1 pseudogene is annotated in these 308 nt (G+C 60.1%); it reads right to left on the bottom strand.

The features are described from left to right. Positions 1-308 (bottom strand): annotated as a pseudogene (locus tag FDX19_RS13575) (RHS repeat protein); the annotation flags it as partial.

Here is a 308-nt window from a genome sequence, read left to right as displayed (position 1 = left end):
TCAGCTTCTGCGCCCGGACCACTTCACCGCCTTCTGTCAGCAGCTCTCTCGGCGTGCCCATTTGGTCGTGTACAACATAGTGCAGTCGTCCGTTCTCATACCTGGCCCCCGGTGTCAAGGCTCCGGGTTCATACAGCCAGTAGACGCTGCTTTCCACGGCGGCGGTGCCGTCAGCGTAAACCGGGGTTTCCGCCACCAGCAGGTCTCCGCTCCACTGGTAGTCATAACCGGCAATACCACGTGTTGTTTTTTCGCGGCGCTTGCTGAGTCGGCGGCCAAAGGCATCGTAGGTATAGCGCCAGCGTTCA

Source organism: Citrobacter sp. wls619 (assembly GCF_005281345.1).
In the GTDB taxonomy this organism is placed as follows: Bacteria; Pseudomonadota; Gammaproteobacteria; order Enterobacterales; family Enterobacteriaceae; genus Citrobacter.
The sequence above is the reverse complement of the archived record's forward strand: the minus strand, read 5'-3'. Positions and strand labels throughout refer to the sequence as shown.